12 protein-coding genes are annotated in these 16335 nt (G+C 65.2%); 5 read left to right on the forward strand and 7 right to left on the reverse strand.

The genetic code is table 11. The features are described 5' to 3' along the window. The first annotated feature begins 5 nt into the window (after positions 1 to 5). The 5 genes from tsaE (at position 6) to trxA (ending at position 9338) form a co-directional block, all read left to right on the forward strand. On the forward strand, positions 6 to 1511 hold the full coding sequence (gene tsaE, locus SAZ10_RS22485) for a tRNA (adenosine(37)-N6)-threonylcarbamoyltransferase complex ATPase subunit type 1 TsaE (protein WP_318611623.1): 1506 nt from the start codon (positions 6 to 8) through the stop codon (positions 1509 to 1511). 65 nt (positions 1512 to 1576) lie between these two features. Further along, a complete protein-coding gene (locus SAZ10_RS22490) occupies positions 1577 to 2275 on the forward strand; it encodes a nucleotidyltransferase family protein (protein ID WP_318611802.1) in 699 nt (232 codons plus the stop codon). Continuing rightward, positions 2272 to 5409 (forward strand): double-strand break repair protein AddB, encoded by a 3138-nt coding sequence (addB, locus tag SAZ10_RS22495; RefSeq protein WP_318611624.1) that lies wholly within the window; start codon positions 2272 to 2274, stop codon positions 5407 to 5409. Before SAZ10_RS22490 ends, addB begins: the two co-directional genes overlap by 4 nt. Then, on the forward strand, positions 5406 to 8927 hold the full coding sequence (gene addA, locus SAZ10_RS22500) for a double-strand break repair helicase AddA (RefSeq protein ID WP_318611625.1): 3522 nt from the start codon (positions 5406 to 5408) through the stop codon (positions 8925 to 8927). The genes addB and addA overlap by 4 nt, the downstream gene beginning before the upstream one ends. A gap of 87 nt (positions 8928 to 9014) precedes the next feature. Beyond that, a complete protein-coding gene (trxA, locus tag SAZ10_RS22505; protein WP_318611626.1) occupies positions 9015 to 9338 on the forward strand; it encodes a thioredoxin in 324 nt (107 codons plus the stop codon). A 69-nt stretch (positions 9339 to 9407) separates the two neighbouring features. Here trxA and SAZ10_RS22510 read toward each other — a convergent pair whose 3' ends face one another. From SAZ10_RS22510 to SAZ10_RS22540, 7 genes are all read right to left on the reverse strand, one after another. Continuing rightward, the gene (locus SAZ10_RS22510; protein ID WP_318611627.1) at positions 9408 to 10739 is read right to left on the reverse strand and encodes a folylpolyglutamate synthase/dihydrofolate synthase family protein; all 1332 of its coding nucleotides are present in this window, start codon (positions 10737 to 10739) and stop codon (positions 9408 to 9410) included. 118 nt (positions 10740 to 10857) lie between these two features. Further along, complete coding sequence (accD, locus tag SAZ10_RS22515) at positions 10858 to 11775, reverse strand: acetyl-CoA carboxylase, carboxyltransferase subunit beta (protein ID WP_318611628.1); 918 nt, start codon at positions 11773 to 11775, stop codon at positions 10858 to 10860. A 51-nt stretch (positions 11776 to 11826) separates the two neighbouring features. Next, entirely contained in the window at positions 11827 to 12663 is an 837-nt protein-coding gene (gene trpA / locus SAZ10_RS22520) for a tryptophan synthase subunit alpha (protein ID WP_318611629.1), read from the reverse strand. Positions 12664 to 12717: 54 nt separating this feature from the next. After that, positions 12718 to 13509, reverse strand: coding sequence for a glycosyltransferase family 2 protein (locus SAZ10_RS22525; RefSeq protein WP_318611630.1), 792 nt, complete (start codon positions 13507 to 13509; stop codon positions 12718 to 12720). A gap of 3 nt (positions 13510 to 13512) precedes the next feature. Next, positions 13513 to 14733, reverse strand: a complete 1221-nt coding sequence (gene trpB, locus SAZ10_RS22530; RefSeq protein WP_318611631.1) for a tryptophan synthase subunit beta — start codon at positions 14731 to 14733, stop codon at positions 13513 to 13515. 99 nt (positions 14734 to 14832) lie between these two features. Continuing rightward, complete coding sequence (locus SAZ10_RS22535; RefSeq protein ID WP_318611632.1) at positions 14833 to 15492, reverse strand: phosphoribosylanthranilate isomerase; 660 nt, start codon at positions 15490 to 15492, stop codon at positions 14833 to 14835. 47 nt (positions 15493 to 15539) lie between these two features. Then, the gene (locus SAZ10_RS22540) at positions 15540 to 16304 is read right to left on the reverse strand and encodes a SprT family zinc-dependent metalloprotease (protein WP_318611633.1); all 765 of its coding nucleotides are present in this window, start codon (positions 16302 to 16304) and stop codon (positions 15540 to 15542) included. Positions 16305 to 16335: the final 31 nt, after the last annotated feature.

Raw genomic sequence — 16335 nt, forward strand, 5'->3', positions numbered from 1 at the left:
GTTTCGTGACCGCGATCGAACGCTTTTTGCCGAATGAACGGGCGACGGAGCTCTTTGGCGATGATGTTGCTGCAGCGCTGCGCGCCGGTGATGTCGTTGCGCTGAAAGGCGATCTCGGCGCTGGCAAGACGACGCTGGCGCGCGCCATTATCCGCGCGCTCGCCGGAGACCCCCGTCTCGACGTGCCGAGCCCGACCTTCACTCTGCTACAAACCTATGATGCGCGCATTCCGGTCGCGCATTTCGATCTCTACAGGCTCGGCTCCCCCGACGAACTCGACGAGCTCGGCTTCGCCGAGCAGTCTGCCGAAGGGGTTGCGCTGATCGAATGGCCGGAACGGGCCGGCGAGCGCCTGTCGGGTGAAGTGGTCGAGATCGAGCTGACGCATCAGGACGAAGGCCGCCTGGCGCGGATCTCCGGTTCGGAAGCGATTTTGGCGAGGATCGGACGATCGCTCGAGGCCAGGGATTTCCTCGAACTTTCCGACTGGAGCAGCGCCTATCGCACACACCTGGCCGGAGATGCCTCGGCACGGTCCTACGAAATCGTCGAGGCAGAGGGAACACCAGCAGCCATCCTCATGAACTCGCCGCCGCTGGTGCTCGGCCCACCTGTTCGGGGCGACAAGGCCTATGCGGAGATCGCGCACACGGCGCGCACGGTCTCGGCTTTCGTGGCCGTCGACCGGCTGCTGCATGAGGCGGGTTTCGCCGTGCCTCGAATTTATGCGCAGGATCTCGACAAAGGCTTCCTCGTCATCGAGGATCTCGGCTCGAGCAACTTTCTCGGACCCCGCGGCGAGCCTGTCGCGGAGCGTTACGAGACCGCGGCCGAGCTTCTGGCGAAACTGCATCTGAGGCGCTGGCCTTCGCAGGCAGAAGCGGCGCCGGGCGTGACGCATCTTATTCCGCCATTCGACCGAGGGGCGACGATGATCGAGGCGGAGCTGCTGCTCGAGTGGTACGTACCGGCGACGAGCGGACGCAAGGCGAGCGACGCCGAACGCGAGGGGTTCGAAGAAGTCTGGGGCAGGGCACTCGATCGCCTGGCCGATACCGAAACCACCCTCATGCTGCGCGACGTCCAGTCGCCCAATTTCATATGGCGTGAGGAGAGGATCGGCCTGGACCGGATCGGCCTGATCGACTTCCAGGATGCGCTGATCGGCCCGTCGGCATATGACGTCGCCTCGCTTGCCATGGATGCGCGTGTCACGATCCCCGAGGAACTGGAGCGTCGCACGGTGGAGGCATACGCCCGCGCGCGCAGGACAGCGGGCAGCTTCGACCGCGCCGCCTTTGACGAGGCCTATGCCGTGATGGCCGCGCAGCGCAATTCCAAGATCCTCGGCATCTTCGTGCGCCTGCATCGCCGCGACGGCAAACCGGGCTATCTGAAGCACCTGCCGCGCATCCGCGCCTATCTGCGCCGTGCGCTCAAGCATCCGGCGCTTGCCGAGATGCGTGAATTCTACGAGCGACACGGATTCCTCGAGGAGCGGGCGGTGTGATGGAGTCGAGGACAGCTCAGCCGGCATCGGCGATAGCCGGTTATCGAACAAGCCCAAAGAACGCCATGGTTCTCGCCGCCGGGCTAGGCAAGCGCATGCGGCCGATCACCGACACGATGCCGAAGCCGCTCGTGAAGATCGCCGGCAAGACCCTGCTCGATCGTTCCCTCGACATGCTCGCCGCAGCGGGCGTGGAGAAAGCCGTGGTGAATGTCCACCATTTCCCGGATCAGATCATCCGCCATGTTGCCTCGCGCAGCGCGCCGAAGATCGTCATCTCGGACGAGAGCGCGGGCCTGCTCGATTCGGCCGGAGGCATCGTCAGGGCGCTGCCGCAATTGGGTAGCGAGCCCTTTTATATCCTCAACGCCGATACATTCTGGATCGACAGCGGCAGGTCCAACCTGGAGCGGCTGGCGCTTGCCTGGGACCCGGCCGAGATGGATATTCTCATCATGCTGGCTGAGATCGAATCAACCACGGGTCATAGCGGTGGCACGGATTTCCTTCTCGCGGCGAGCGGCCGTCTTGCTCGCTCGAAAGGCCTGCCCGAGGGGCTGATCTATGCCGGGGCAGCGATCGTCAAGCCCCGCATCTTTGCCGGTGCTTCGGCTGCGCCGCACTCGCTCAACCTTTATTTCGACCGGGCGATCGCCGAAGGCCGGCTCTATGGCATGAGGATGGAAGGCCACTGGATCACGGTCGGCACGCCTGGCGCCATCCCGCTCGCCGAGCAGGCTGTCGCCCACGCTATGAAGCCGTGACTGCAGGCCGGCCTCCGCGGGTCTTCTCCATTCCGACCGGAGCGCCTTTTCTGCCGGTGCTTGCCGAGGCGACGCTGTCCGGTGCGCTCGTCCCGGGATTCGCCTGGGACGGCGACCCGCTGACGCTCGCCGACATGACGATTTTCGTGCCGACGCGGCGCGCGGCGCGCGAATTGCGCAGCACCTTTGCCGAACGGCTAGCTTCTTCATCGTGCCGGCGTGGGGCGATCCTGCCCGTCATCCGACCGCTCGGCGAGTTCGACGAGGATGATTCCGCCCTGGACCTGGCCGACCCGGCCGAGACCGAACTTGCCCCGCCTATCGCCCCTCTCGAACGGCTGCTGAGGCTGGCCCCGCTGGTGCGGGCCTGGAAGAGCCGGCTGCCGGCCCATATCACGGCGTTGTTCGACGAACAGGTGGTCGTGCCCGCTTCGGCCGCCGATTCGATCTGGCTGGCGCGTGACCTGGCCGCTCTCATCGACGAGATCGAGACGGAGGGGGCGGACTGGAAGAAGCTCGGCGAGCTGGTGTCCGGCAGTCTCGCTGGCTGGTGGCAGGTGACGCTCGATTTTCTCGACATCGTCACTTCGATCTGGCCGGAGGCGCTCAAGGAGCTCGACCGCTCCAACCCGGCTGCGCATCGGGATGCCTTGATCCGCCGCGAGGCGAAGCGCCTTGCCGGCGCGCCCGCGCACGGACCGGTGATCGCGGCCGGCTCGACCGGCTCGATACCTGCTACCGCCGAGTTGCTCGCCACCATATCGCGGCTGCCGAACGGTGCGGTGGTGCTGCCTGGCCTCGACCTTGCACTGGACGACCGCTCATGGCGGGTTCTCGACGGCGTCGCGCCCCATCCCTCTGTCTTCGGACATCCCCAGTTCGGCCTCGCCAGGCTGCTCCGGGCGATAGGGATAGCGCGCGCCGACGTCGCCGAGATTGGCGCGTTGCACGCCCCGCTCAGGATTCGCGGTTCCATCCTGAGCGAGGCGCTGAAGCCTGCCGAAACGACCGACGATTGGATGAGGAGCCGCGCGCGGACGGACGAGGCGGCATTCGGCAGTGCCTTGGCGGGGATTGCCTTGATCGAAGCTGCGAACGAGCGTGAGGAGGCAGCGGCGATCGCGGTGGCGTTGCGCGGAGCCATCGTCGAGCCGGGCAGGACTGCGGCGCTCGTCACGACCGATCGCGAGCTGGCGAGGCGGGTGAGCGCCGAGCTTCAGCGGTTCGGCATCCGGGCCGACGATTCAGGCGGCAGGCCGCTTGCCGACACGCCGGCGGCGGAGCTGCTGAAGCTCGTCCTTGAAGCTGTCTTCGAGCCGGGCAATCCCGTGCCGATCGCGGGGCTGCTCAAGCACCCCTTCCTCAGGCTCGGCTTCGAGCGCGCAAAGGTGCGTCATGCCGCCGAGACCATCGAGCTGTTCGCCTTGCGGGGCGGCGCGGGCCGGCCCGATATTGCCGATCTGCAGCACTTGTTCGACGATCGGCTGAAGGCGTTTCGATCCGCGACACGCAAGCCGTTCTGGTTCGGCCGGATCGACCTGGTCTCGGTCGCCGATGCCCGTGCTGTCCTCAATCGCCTCGCCGAGGCATTGGCCCCGCTCGCTGCCTGCCGTGGTGGCCCGGAGATCCAGCTCGCCGAGCTGGCGCGCATCACGATCATAGCGCTCGAGCGCCTCGCGCGCGATGAAGCTGGCGGCTTCGCCGAGCTCTACCAGCGCGAGCAGGGCGAAAAGTTTGCCGGCTTCTTTCGTGCGCTGGTCAGCTCGAATGCCAATTTTCCAGTCGCAGGTCAGGACTGGCCCGATGTTGCGGCAGCGCTGATCGCCAGCGAGGTCGTGAAGCCGGCGGCGGGAAGCGATGGCAGGGTTTCGATCTGGGGCGCGCTCGAGGCGCGGCTGCAGACAGTGGACATGCTGGTGGTCGGCGGCCTCAACGAAGGCAGCTGGCCGCGCAAAGCCGAGCCGGACCGCTTCATGTCGCGTGTCATGAAAGGGGGGCTCGAACTCGACCCGCCGGAACGGCGCATTGGTCTCGCCGCGCATGATTTCATGATGGCGATGGGCCACGAACAGATTGTGCTGACCCGCTCCGCACGTTCCGGCGACGCGCCGGCCACCGCTTCGCGCTGGCTGCAGCGCCTGGCAACTTTCGCCGGACCGGATGAGACCGCAAGGATGCACGCGCGCGGCGACGAGATCATTGCCTGGGCAAGGAGCCTTGACGCCGGCGCGGCGGTGAAGTTCGAGCCGCGGCCGAAGCCGAAACCTCCGCTCGGCGCACGGCCGAAGAGATTCTCCGTGACCGAGATAGAGACGCTGCGACGCGACCCCTATGCGATCTACGCGCGTCATGTGCTGAGGCTTTCGCCGCTGGACCCGCTGCTGCGCGACCCAGGCGCGGCCGAACGTGGGACGCTTTTCCACCTCATTCTGAGCCGCTTCACCGAGAGCTGTCCCGATCCGGCAGCGCCCGACGCCGAGACGCTGTTGGTCGCTGCCGCCAGGAGCGCCTTCGCGGAGGCCTGCTTGCCGCCCGATGTGGAGGCGGTCTGGTGGCCCCGCTTCGAGGGCTCGGTCGAGGCGATCATTGCCTGGGAGCGGCGCGAGCGCGCCGCGGTGAAGAGGCGGCTGGCGGAAGTCCGGTCCGATCCCTTGCCGGTCGGCGGCACCGGCGTCACGCTTCTCGGTTATGCCGACCGTATAGACCTGCTCGCCGCCGGCCGCGCGGACGTGCTCGACTTCAAGACAGGCTCCTCGCCCTCGAAGGCGCAGGCTCACACGCTGATTGCGCCGCAGCTCGCGCTGGAAGGCGCGCTTCTCATGCGCGGCGCGTTCAAGGCCGCCGGGCCGCTTCTTCCTCACGAACTCGCCCATGTGCGGCTGAAGGCCAATGGCGAGGTGGAAGAGGAATCCATCCTCAAGCACCGGAACTCGACGCGCGAAGCGAAGGAGTTGTCCGAGCTCGCCTGGAACCGGCTGGAAGACCTGCTGCACTACTATGCCGATCCCAGGCAAGGCTATCTCTCTCGCGCTCTGCCGTTTCGCGAAGGCGAGGTCGAAGGCGATTACGACCACCTTGCCCGCGTGCTCGAATGGTCGGCCGGCGGCGACGGCGAGGCGGAAGGGTCCGAATGAAGGAGGATTGGCGGATACCTCCGGAAACGATCGAGCGGCAGGCGATTGCCGCCGATCCGCAGAACTCCGTCTGGGTGTCGGCCAATGCCGGCGCCGGCAAGACACATGTGTTGTCGCGCCGGGTGATCAGGTTGTTGCTGCAGGGTGCGGAGCCATCGAAGATTCTTTGCCTCACCTACACCCGGGCAGCCGCCGCCAACATGGCCAAACGCGTCTATGACGATCTCGCCAAATGGACCGCGCTCTCGCATGAGGCGTTGACCGCCGAAGTCGAAGCGCTGGAAGGTGCCCGGCCGGATGCTCAGAAGCTCGCGCGGGCGCGTCGGCTTTTCGCCGAGGCGCTGGAAACGCCGGGCGGGCTGAAGATACAGACCATTCATGCCTTCTGCGAAGCGATTCTCCACCAGTTTCCGCTCGAGGCCAACATCGCCGGCCATTTCGAGATGCTCGATCCCGAGATGGAGCAGGCGCTGATCTCCGAAGCCCGCCGTGCGATGATCACTGGGGCAGGAGTGTCCGGCCAGCCGACGCTCGCCTCGGCCTTCTCGGAGATCCTCTCCCATGGCGGCGAATACGGGCTCGACATTCTGCTCGGCGAGATCGTTGCCAAGCGCGACGAGTTGCGGCTCTTCATCGAACAGTTGCGCGAGGAAGAAGGCGCCTTCCCTGCCCTGTTCGAGGAATTCGGCTTCAGGCCGGGGGAGACCGCCGATTCGATCGCTGCATCTGTCTGGCCGCTGCCTGGCTTCGACCAGGCAGGCTTCGAAGAATTCGTGCATGCGGCGCACGCGGAAGAAGCGAAGGCCATCATCGCCAACATCCTGCCGGACGCGATCTCGGCCTTCGCCGAAAGCGACCCCCGGCAGCGCTTGAGGCTGCTGGCAAAAGCCTTTCTCAATGGGGATGGCGAACCTTATTCGCCGAAACTCTTCAAGCAGCCGCTCCAGAAACGCATCCCCGACCTCATGGATCGTTACGCCGCTGCCGTCGCTGCGATCCAGGCTGCTGCCGACCGGCTGGCGCTGTTCCGCATGCTCGAGGCGACATCGGCCGCGTTGATCGTCGCCGACTGGCTGATCGCGCGCTACGAAGGGATGAAGGCAGCACGCGGTTTTCTCGATTTCAACGACCTGATTACGCGTACCGTGCGACTGCTGTCGCGGAGCGATGTCGGGCCTTGGGTTCAGTACAAGCTCGACCAGGGCATCGATCACATACTGATCGACGAAGCGCAGGACACCAGTCCCGAGCAGTGGAAGGTGGTGCGCCAACTTGCCGAAGAATTCTTCTCCGGCGTTAGCGCGCGCGACAACGTGCACCGCACGATCTTTGCCGTCGGCGATGAAAAGCAGTCGATCTATTCCTTCCAGGGTGCCGACCCGGCGCTGTTCGCCGAAAGCGGCCACTTCTTTCGCGAGCGCGTCAGTGCTGCCAAGGGCAGCTTCGAGGCGGTGAAGCTCAACTGGTCCTTCCGCTCGACCGACGACATTCTCTCCGCTGTCGACCAGGTCTTCGCCAACGGGCCAGCCCGCAAGGGGCTGACGCGTGATCCCGAACCTATCGAGCACAAGGCGATCCGCGCCGGCGCACCGGGCTATGTCGAGGTATGGCCCTCGATCGGGGCGACGGCGATCGAGGAACCGGAGGACTGGCGCGAAGCAATCGACCATGCCGAGGCACCCGCCGTGCGCCTTGCCGACGCGATCTCCCGGACCATCGCCGAATGGATCGGCAAGGGCGAGATCATCGAGGGGAAGGGACGGCGGCTCGATGCCGGCGACGTGCTGGTGCTGGTGAGAAAGCGCGACCGCTTCATCCACGCCTTGTCGCGGCGCCTCAAGGACCTCCGCATCGCGGTCACGGGCGCCGACAGGCTGAGCCTTGCCGGCCATATCGCAGTGAAGGACCTTGCCGCGCTTGGCCGCATAGCCCTGCAGCCGCACGACGATCTGTCGCTCGCGGCGCTGCTGCGTAGTCCGGTGTTCGGGCTTTCCGACAAGGCGCTGTTCGACATCGCCCATGGCCGGCGGGATGTTTCGCTCGACCGTGCCTTGCGCAGGAAAGCCCAGACCGACCTGAAGCTTGGAGCGATCGTCGCCGATCTCGATCGCTGGGCGAACGAAGCTGCCTTCAAGCCGGTCTTCGACTTCTACGCCGGCGTGCTCGGCCGTGACGGCGTGCGCCGCAAGCTGATCGCTCGGCTCGGACCCGAGGCCGGCGACATCATCGACGAATTCATGAGCTTCTGCCTTGCGCAGGAGAAGGTCGGGACCCCGGGCCTTGAAGCCTTCCTCGCCACGCTCGAAAGCGCAGCACCCGAGATCAAGCGCGAAATGGACCAGGGCCGCGCCGAGGTGCGCATCATGACCTCGCATGCGGCAAAGGGCCTTGAGGCGCCAGTCGTCTTTCTCGTCGACAATGGCGCGCGGCCGTTCAGCGAGCAGCACCTGCCGCGGCTCTTGCCGATCCAGTCGGCCAGGAAATTGTGGAACGGCAAGGGTTTTCTCTGGCGAGCTGCGAGCGATCTCGCGAGCGAGAGCTCGCGTGCTGCGGCAGCCCGCATCAGGGAAGCGGCCGAGGAGGAATACCGTCGCCTTCTCTATGTCGGCATGACGCGCGCCGAAGACCGGCTGATCGTGTGCGGCTACCACGGCAAGCAGCAGCAGAACGGCGCAACATGGCACGCGCTGGTGACGGCGGCACTCGCCGGTTCGGCGGATGCCGAATCGCTGCCGGATCCGGTGCTCGGCGAGGGCAGCTGCCGCTACCGCTACCGCGTCTTAAAAGGCGACAGCACTGTCAGGCGTCGTGACAGCGAACGCCCGGCGAAGCGCGTACCTGCCCCCGTGCCGGCCTGGCTCACCGAACAGGTTGCGCCGGAACCGCTGCTGCCGCGGCCGTTGACGCCGTCACGCGCGATTGCGGCGATCGACCAGTCGATCGAACCGGCTGCCATTCCGAAATCGCCGGTGCTGGACGCTGGTGAGGAGCCGTCGCTGGCCATTGCTCGCGGCCTCGCCGTTCACAAGCTTCTACAGGTGCTGCCCGAGACGAGCGAGGCCGAGCGCGACTTCGCCGCGCGGCGCTATATAGAGCGCATCGGCCGGCTTTGGCCGGCCGAGGATCGCGAGGCGGCCGCAGGCTCCGTGATGCGCATTTTTGCCGACGAGGCCTTCGCGCCGATCTTTTCTGCGCGGTCGCGGGCGGAGGTTAGCATCGCCGGCACGCTCGAGATTGGCGGCGCCGAACGCGCCATCTCCGGCAAGATCGACAGGCTGGCAATAACGGCGGACGAGGTGCTGATCGTCGACTACAAGACCAATCGCCCGCCGCCGGAGCGGCTCGCAGACGTGCCGCCGGCCTACGTCGCGCAGCTTGCGCTCTATCGCGCCCTGCTCGGACCGCTCTATCCGGGCCGGGCTGTTCGGGCGGCTCTGCTGTTCACGGAGACACCGCAGCTGATCGCCGTGCCCGAACACGTGATGGAAGATGCCCTTGCCCGACTCGCCCAGGCGTGACAGAAACAGCGTGACACAAGCTGTGCTTGAAGCCATGACCGCTGCGCACCACATATTGTGCAAGTTAACACCGAAAGGATCCTCGAAATGGCAACCGTCAAGGTCGACCGGAACAACTTCAAGTCGGACGTGCTCGATGCGAAGGAGCCGGTCGTCGTGGATTTCTGGGCGGAGTGGTGCGGCCCCTGCAAGATGATCGCGCCCGCGCTCGAGGACATCGCGACCGAGCTCAACGGCAAGGTAAAGGTCGCCAAGCTCAACATCGACGAGAATCCGGAGCTCGCTGCCCAGTTCGGCGTACGCTCGATCCCGACGCTGATGATCTTCAAGGGCGGCGAAGTGGCCGACATGAAAGTCGGCGCGGCCCCGAAGACGGCGCTGTCGCACTGGATCAGCGGCGCGGTGGCGTAATCCTCCCAGATACTAACCGCAGAAGCCCGGCCCTCGCGCCGGGCTTCTTGCTGTCTCCGCCACCAACACTCACGTCGGCGGCGTACCGTTCTCCGCCAGCACTTCGCCGGCCAGGTAGAGCGATCCGCAGATCAAGATTCGCGGTGGAACCTCCGATCTGTCCCAGGTGTCTCGCAAGAGCATCATCGCGTCTGCGACCGAATTGACCGGCTCGGCAGAAAGCCCGGCATCGACGGCACGCAGCGCGAGCTCGGCATTCGGCACACCGGCATCGCTGGACCTGACCGGTACCGTGAATACGTGACGGGCAATGCCGTGGAAGGCTCGGAAGAAACCGGTCTGGTCCTTGGTGTTGAGCATGCCGCAAATCAGGAAGAGTGGCCGTGGCGAGCGTTCCTCCTGCTCGGCAAGCGCCTCGGCCACGACAGTTCCCGCACCGGGGTTATGGCCGCCGTCGAGCCAGATCTCGGAACCGCTCGGCGCGAGCTCGACAAGCGCACCTTGTGTCAGCCGCTGCATACGGCCCGGCCAGTCGACGCTCGTCATGGCGCGGTCCGCGGCACGGTGCGACAGTTCGAAGCCGGCAGCCTTTACTGCGGCAATCGCGGCAGCGGCGTTGGCGTATTGATGGCGGCCCGGCAGGCGCGGCGGCGACAGGTCCATCAGGCCCCATTCGTCCTGGTAGATCATGCGGCCATTCTCCTCGTAAGCGAGGAAGTCCTGACCATAGACGATCGGGGGCGCACCGAGCCGCTCCGCGGCTTCGAGGAGGACGTCTTGCGCGGTGTCGGATTCCTGCGCGCCGATGACGACCGGCCGGCCAGGCTTGATGATGCCGGCTTTTTCCGCCGCGATCAGTTCGACCCGGTCGCCGAGATAGGCCTCGTGATCAACCGAGATCGGCATGATCACCGAAACCGCTGGCTCGCTGATCACGTTGGTCGCGTCGAAGCGCCCGCCGAGGCCGACTTCGATCACCGCCGCGTCAGCGGGATGTTCTGAGAAGAGCAGGAAGGTGACGGCGGTCAAGATCTCGAACACGGTGATCGTCTCGCCGCGATTGGCCTTCGCGACGCGAGCGACGGCTTCCGCAAGCACCTCGTCTTCGACAAGCTCGCCGCCACCGGGCGCGCCGAGCCTGTAGCGCTCGTGCCACCTGACCAGATGCGGCGAGGTGTGGACGTGGACGCGAAGGCCGGAGGCTTCGAGGAGCGCGCGGGAGAACGCGCAGGCCGAGCCCTTGCCGTTGGTGCCGGCGATATGGATGACCGGCGGCAGGCGTTTCTCGGGATTGCCAAGCCGTGCGAGCAGCCGCGTGATACGGTCGAGCGACAGGTCGAAGCCCTTCGGATGCAGGGCCAGCAGGCGCTCGATCTCCTTGTCTGCTGCGGTGCCAATCATGAAATCATTTCCAGCCATATGCCCAAACTAGCCTGTCGGGCGAGATCGGCACGTCCAGATCGCGGCCCGATGCGCCGCGGGCAAGCAACCGGTGCGGCGTCTCGTGCTTGATGGCTTGTTAGGGTCGCGCCTCGGCCTGGATCACGGCCGGCGCCAGGATCTCCGGCTCGACGGCCTTGGGAACCGCGGGCTGCTTCAGCAGCATCTTCAAGAGGCGGGCAATCGTCGGCTTCAGCTCGAGCCGTGAGACAACCATGTCGACCATGCCGTGCTCCATCAGATATTCCGAGCGCTGGAAGCCTTCCGGGAGCTTCTCGCGGATCGTCTGCTCGATGACGCGCGGCCCGGCGAAACCGATCAGCGCGCCCGGCTCGGCGATATGGATGTCGCCCAGCATCGCGTAAGAGGCAGTGACGCCGCCGGTGGTCGGGTTGGTGAGAACCACGATATAGGGCAGCCCAGCCTCCTTGTGGCGATCGACCGCGACCGTGGTGCGCGGCAGCTGCATGAGGGAGAGAATGCCTTCCTGCATGCGCGCGCCGCCGGAAGCGGCAAAGAGCACCAATGGCTGTTTCCTCTCGAAAGCGACCTCGAATGCCCTGATGATCGCCTCGCCGGCCGCCATCCCGAGCGAGCCGCCCATGAAGGCGAAATCCTGCACCACCGCGACCACCGGCAGGCCCTCGATCTTGCCCAGCGCGCCGAGGATCGCATCCTCCAGGCTGGTCTTGGTCTTGGCGTCGCGCAGGCGGTCGACATAGCGTTTTTCGTCGCGGAACTTCAGGGGATCGACCGCGACCTTCGGGTTGTCGATCGCCTCGTACCTGCCGTCGTCGAAGAAGAACTTCAGCCGCTCCTTTGCCGAGATCCGCATGTGATGGCCGGATGAAGGGACCACATACTGGTTCTCCTCGAGGTCCTTGTGGAAGACCATCTCACCGGTCTCCGGATCCTTGATCCAGAGGTTTTCCGGCATCTCCCGCCGGCCGAGCATCGAATTGATCTTCGGGCGGACGTAGTTGGTGATCCAGTTCATGGCTTCAGCCCTTTCGATCGGAACGGCATGACGAGAGACATGGGAAGCTTCTCAGGCTGCCGCAAGGCGCGCTGCCCGGACGCCGGCGGCAAGCCCGCTGACCAGCGTCGCCACCGCTTCGGCCGGGTCCGCCGTCGTCCTGCCGTCCGGGCCGATGACATTGGCCACCGCGTTGACGATCGCCGTGCCGACGACGACGCCGTCGGCCGCCGTGCCAATGACCTTTGCCTGCTCGGCCGTCTTGACGCCGAAGCCGACGCAGACCGGCAGGCTGGTATGGCTCTTAATGCGCCTGACGGCCCCCGAAATCTTGGACGTATCCGGCAGCGCCCCGCCCGTAATGCCCGTCATCGACACGTAGTAGACGAAGCCGGACGTGTTCTGCAGCACCTTGGGCAGGCGCTTGTCGTCGGTGGTCGGGGTGGCGAGACGGATGAAGTTGATACCGGCCTTGAGTGCCGGGACGCAGAGTTCCTGGTCCATTTCCGGCGGCAGGTCGACGATGATCAACCCGTCGATTCCTGCATCGATGGCGTCCGCGAGGAATCGGTCGACGCCGTAGATGTAGATCGGATTGTAGTAGCCCATCATGACGATCGGCGTGTCATTGTCGCCGCGGCGGAAATCTGCGGCCATGGCAAGCGTCTTCCTGAGCGTCTGGCCGCCTTTCAGCGCGCGCAGCCCGGCGGCCTGGATGGCCGGCCCGTCGGCCATGGGGTCGGAGAACGGCATGCCGAGCTCGATGACGTCGGCACCGGCTTTGGGCAGCGCCTTCATGATCGACAGGGATGTCTGGTAGTTCGGATCGCCGCCCATGAAATAGGTGACGAGCGCCGGCCGGTTTTCGGCCTTCAGCTTCTCAAAGCAGCGGTCGATGCGGGTGGTCATACGGAGCCTTTCGGGGATATCTTGATCTGCACGTATCAATTCTGCCTTTTCCACCTAAGGCACTGCATGCTGCGGTTGGTCAATGAGTCTCGCGCGCTCGTATTTCAGGTAAGTATAACGGGCAGCGAAAACGCCGGCACGCAGGCCCACTCCGCCGTCCATCCATGCGCCCTTGCCAAAATACCATTTTACGAAGGCCACGAGCGACCGGCCAAGCACGAGAGGTCGCGCCGGAATGGCACGTCCTGACGCCCTCAAATCAGCTGCGGCCAACGAGCTGTAAAGCTTGAGCTTGGTCTCGACTTCATCCTTCGTCGCGCAGGTCAAATGAGTGAGCGGCTTTTCGATGCGTTGAATCGAGCGATAGCCCGATGCAGTCTCGTGCACTTCGTTGGAGGTCGCGAAGTCGACCCTGCGCCTGTCGAGGATGCGGATCGGGTAGTCCGGGCTTTGCACCGGATAAAACGCATGGACTGGTTTGCCGAGCACGAACCAATCGCGGCGGATGGTATAGGCGTCTGCCGGAAACCCGGCCTCCTTGAGGGCGAGAATCTCGGCGACGAGTTCGTCGCTCATGATCTCGTCGCTGTCGATGAAGAGCACATGATCGTAGGTGCACAATGACTGCGCCTTCTGACGCTGCCGAGAAAAGCCCTTGAACTCGCTTGTTTCGACCCTGCAGCCGTGCCGACGGGCGATCTCGATCGTCCGGTCACGGCTTCCCGAATCGAGGACCAGCACTTCGTCGGCGACGCGCGACAGGGGGGGCAGCACGCGATCGAGCAGGCGCTCGCTATCGCGCGTCAGCACATATGCGGAAAGCGGCTCGACAGCGCGCCCGGTCAATCCTCAAAGCTCCATCCCGAGTATCTTGCCCACGGTGAAGATGTCTTTGTCGCCGCGGCCGGAGAGGTTCATCAGGATGATCTCGTCCTTGCCCATCTGCGGCGCGCGCTTGATCACCTCGGCTAGCGCATGGCTGGGCTCCAGCGCTGGAATGATGCCTTCGAGCCGGGTGAGGAGCTGGAAGGCTTCTAGCGCCTCGGTGTCCATGATCGGTACATATTCGACGCGGCCGGTGGCATGCAGCCAGGAGTGTTCCGGCCCGATGCCCGGATAATCGAGGCCGGCCGAAATCGAGTGGCCGTCCTTGATCTGGCCGTCGGAGTTCTGCAGCAGATAGGTGCGGTTGCCGTGCAGCACGCCCGGCGAGCCGGCGGTGATGGAGGCGCAGTGCTCGTCACCGGAAAGACCTTTGCCGCCGGCTTCGACGCCGACGATCCTGACCGAGCGATCGTCAAGGAACGGATGGAAGATGCCGATCGCGTTCGAGCCGCCTCCCACTGCGGCGATGACGAGGTCCGGCAGCCGGCCTTCGGCAGCCAGGAGTTGCTCCTTGGCCTCGGTGCCGATCACCGCCTGGAAGTCGCGCACCATCTCCGGATAGGGATGCGGGCCGGCGGCTGTGCCGATCAGGTAATAAGTGTCCTCGACATTGGTCACCCAGTCGCGCAGCGCTTCGTTCATGGCGTCCTTCAGCGTGCCGTGGCCGGACGTGACGGGCCTTACCTCCGCACCGAGCAGCTTCATGCGGAACACGTTGGGCTGCTGCCGGGCGACGTCGGTGGCGCCCATATAGACGACGCAGGGATAGCCGAACCGGGCCGCGACGGTCGCGGAAGCGACGCCATGCTGCCCCGCACCCGTCTCGGCGATGATGCGTGTCTTGCCCATCCGCTTGGCAAGCAGGATCTGGCCTACGCAGTTGTTGATCTTGTGCGAGCCGGTGTGGTTCAGCTCCTCACGTTTGAAATAGATCTTGGCCCCGCCGAGATGTGCCGTCAGCCGCTCGGCGAAATAGAGCGGGCTCGGCCGCCCGGTATAGTGCTTGCCCAGATGTTCGAGCTCGGCCCGGAAGGCCGGATCGTCCTTCGCCTCGCTCCAGTGGCGCTCCAGATCAAGGATCAGGGGCATCAGCGTCTCGGCGACGAAACGGCCGCCGAACATGCCGAACATGCCCTCGGGGTCGGGGCCGGTGCGGAAGGAATTGGGTTCGGCTGGCTTGTTCATGGCTTTGGCTCTGGGGACAGTTTGTTTTTTGCCCTAGGCGGGACTTCAGCGAGGCTTAAGCCCGTCCGGGGCAAAAAGTAAACTGTCCGCGGCACGAACTCAGGCTGCCCGGCTCGTCTCGGCCGCCCTCACCGCCCGGAAGAAGGCCTCGATCAACGCCGGTTCTTTCACGCCGGGGGTACTCTCGACGCCCGACGATATGTCGATGCCGGGTGGATTGGCGAGCCGCAGGGCCTCTCCGATATTGCCGGCATTGAGGCCGCCGGAGAGCAGGTAATCGAGCTCCGGATCGAGTCTGCCAAGGATGGTCCAGTCGAAGGGAATGCCGTTGCCGCCCGGCAGTTCCGAACCTGCGGGCGGCTTGGCGTCGAACATGAAGCGGTCGGCAACGCCGCGATAGAGGCTGATCGCTTCGAGGTCCGATGCGCCGCGCACGGAAAACACCTTCATCACGGGAATGCCGTAGCGGGCCTTCAGCGAGGCGACGTGCTCCGGGCTTTCACTTCCGTGCAGCTGCAGAATGTCCGGCCGCATTTTCTCGACGATCGCATCAAGCGTCTCATCGCTCGCGTCGACAGTGACTGCTACCGCCTTCGCTCTGCCGACTGCCAGCTGCCTCAGCCGCCCGGCCTCGGCCGGCTCGATGTGACGTGGGCTTTTCGCAAAGAAGATGAAGCCGACACAGGCTGCCCCTCCGGCGAGCGCTGCCTCGAGCGCGGCTTCGGTCTTCAGGCCACAGATCTTGATGTCGAGCGCCATGGGGCGGGATTAGCGCGGGACGGCCGGCGAGTCGAGTGGAAGCCCCACTACTCGCTCATTTCGAATACGATGGCCTGCAGCGCGCCTCCGTTGCGCTTCAGCCAGTCGCGGCAGCGCTCGGTATCCGGACAAAGCTGCGTGCACAGCTTCCAGAATTTCGGGCCGTGGTTCATCTCCTTGAGATGCGCCACTTCATGGGCGACCAGATAGTTGATAATCTCCGGCGGCGCCATCATGATGCGCCATGAGAAGGAGAGGCCTCCGTCGGCGGTGCACGAGCCCCAGCGGCTCGACGTATCCTTGAAACGCACCGATTTGGCGCGTCTTCGCACTGTAGCCGTGTGCTTTTCCACCAGGCGGTTGATTTCCCGCTTTGCTTCCCGCTTGAGGAAGTCGGCCAGCCGGCGCGGTAAGTGCTGGCGGTCGCCGTGCACGATCAGGATCGGTCCGGAATTGTCGCGGCTCACCTCGACCGTGCCGCGGGTGCCGGCATGATGCACGATCAGATGCGGCACGCCCCGAACGGGCAGCTTGATGCCCGGCCGAACGTGGGGTCGGAGCGGCACCTTGGCAAGCCGCTGCTCCAGCCAGCCCTGATGGTTGCTGAGAAAGCGCTCGACCTCGCGCCGGGCCAGGCCGGGCGGTATGGTGATGCGCAGTCCGCGGCCGCCGGAATCGATGCGCAGGGTCAGCCGCCGCGCGCGTTGATTTTCAACGATTTTCAGCGGCAGCGAGCGGCCGGCAACTTCGTGCAGGCGTTCCTCGACCGGCGGCCTCTTTTTCAGGCGGGGAGAATGCAGAACGAACGGCATGGAACCACAATATGCGATTCGAGCGGCAGGC

Origin of the sequence: Mesorhizobium sp. BAC0120 (assembly GCF_033542235.1) — a bacterium.
Classification (GTDB): Bacteria; Pseudomonadota; Alphaproteobacteria; order Rhizobiales; family Rhizobiaceae; genus JAWRCU01.